This window comes from Planktotalea sp., assembly GCF_049680325.1.
Taxonomy (GTDB): Bacteria; Pseudomonadota; Alphaproteobacteria; order Rhodobacterales; family Rhodobacteraceae; genus Planktotalea.
Map to the genome: position 1 here is coordinate 1 of NZ_JBAUHO010000369.1, position 1,737 is coordinate 1,737.

At 57.0% G+C, this 1,737-nt stretch carries 3 protein-coding genes; all 3 read left to right on the forward strand.

From position 1 onward, the window contains the following. On the forward strand, positions 1-447 hold a 447-nt coding region (locus WBC85_RS16525), incomplete at its 5' end, for an alpha/beta fold hydrolase (RefSeq protein ID WP_424439873.1). Positions 448-498: 51 nt separating this feature from the next. After that, positions 499-912 carry a hypothetical protein gene (locus WBC85_RS16530; protein ID WP_424439876.1) on the forward strand — a complete coding sequence of 138 codons (414 nt, stop codon included), beginning with the start codon at positions 499-501 and terminating at the stop codon, positions 910-912. 211 nt (positions 913-1,123) lie between these two features. Then, positions 1,124-1,737, forward strand: a 614-nt coding sequence (locus tag WBC85_RS16535; RefSeq protein WP_424439879.1) for a transposase, incomplete at its 3' end; no start/stop codon positions are given.

The following is a 1,737-nucleotide window of genomic DNA, read 5'->3' on the forward strand; positions in this document are numbered from 1 at the left end:
CTCCTGCGGGCTCTCGTGTCTTCGCGCCTTGTGCAGTGGGCGACACTCTCTGGCGGTGGTCCCATCGGCGGGCGCATCTACTGCGCCGCCGCCAACAGCGTCGGGTATCGCCTCATCAAACCGTCACCCGAGGTAAAGGCAGACTATCTTGCCGGGTCCACGCGCTTTGCCAAGCTGCGCGGGCAAGTCGGCTTTCTGGGCAGCTATCCAACCGAAACACCGGCGCTTGAGCGTGATGTAACGCGGATCGAAGCCCCGGTGCAGGTCCTTCATGGTGAGTTCGATACATTCGTGTCCGTATCCAATTCGCGGCGGCTGGCGGACCTTCTGCCAAACAGCAGGTTCGCGGTCATTCCTGGTGCGGCGCATTATGCGTGGGAGGATAACCCGTCAGACTACCTCGAAAGGGTCTTGGGCTTCATCAAGGAGGTGGAAGCCACCACCTAACCAAACCCGTATTCTTAAACACTCGACCCAGTAATCCTTGAAGGAAATAAAATGAGTCGGTTATCCCGCATTTTCTATTTGATCGCTGCAACACTTTCTATGCTGGGCGTTGTCGCACACGAATGGCTCGGGGGCCCACAGATGTTGGGGCCGCTTGAAGCATCCGGCCTGCCTCCTGATGTCGTCTGGATGCACCATTTCTCTTGGCACGTCGATACAGTCGCGGTCTTGGCGATGGTCGTCATGTTTACCCTGGCGGCGCGCCACCGGGAGCATGTCGCGCTCGCGATCATCGCATCGGCCATGAGCGCATCATTCGCAGTCATCGGCATCGGTTTGGCCACCTTCGCAAATGCCGCGCTTTGGACCACGCCAGCGCCTTACGCCTGGGGGCCAGTCGCTATTATTGGAGCGTTGGGTGTGCTCCTGCGTGGGACACCTTATCTGCCAACAAACAATCGCTAAGCGGCCAAGACAAGGTTCACCGTTCATCAATTCCGATAGCGGCTGTAACATGTAGCCGCAGCATCATTTGAATGTCAGCTACTACCTTCTTGCCATGTCTGGCATGCACATGCAGCAAACGTCCGGAGTCCGCCAATTTTGTTGAAAAACTCTCTCTTGATCGCGGCACGATCTGCTGATTCAATTCTCTTATTAAACGGGAGGATTGGCGATGATGGGACCGAAGCAGGAAGCGCAGGCGGCGCTGTTTTACGAGTTCTCGCTGGAAGACCACGTGCCACGAGATCACTTGTTGCGGTCGATAGATCGGTTTGTCGATCTGAGCAGCATCCGATCTCATCTGGCCAATTTCTATAGCCATACTGGCCGTCCCTCGATCGATCCAGAGCTGCTGATCCGGATGCTTTTGGTGGGATATTGCTTCGGCATTCGATCTGAACGTCGCCTTTGCGAAGAGGTCCATTTGAACCTAGCGTATCGGTGGTTCTGCCGTCTCGATCTGACTGACCGTATTCCGGATCATTCTACTTTCTCGAAGAACCGGCACGGCCGGTTCCGCGAGAGCGGTCTTTTGCGCCAGGTGTTCGAGATGACCGTTGCGCGCTGCATGGAAGAGGGACTGGTCGGCGGTCAGGGTTTTGCAGTGGATGCTAGCTTGATCAGCGCTGACGTTCAGAAGCAGAATTCCAGCAACCCCGAAGACTGGGCGGCCCGCGAGGTTGCTCCCGATGACGCGCCACGCGCGGTGAGAGAATATCTCGACGTTCCGGACGACGAGGCCTTCGGCGCAGCCAGCGAAGTCACACCCAAATTTACTGCGCACGC

Excerpts from the sequence above, each read along its gene's own strand:
- WBC85_RS16530 (WP_424439876.1), top strand. The coding sequence starts at position 499 with ATGAGTCGGTTATCCCGCATTTTCTATTTGATCGCTGCAACACTTTCT.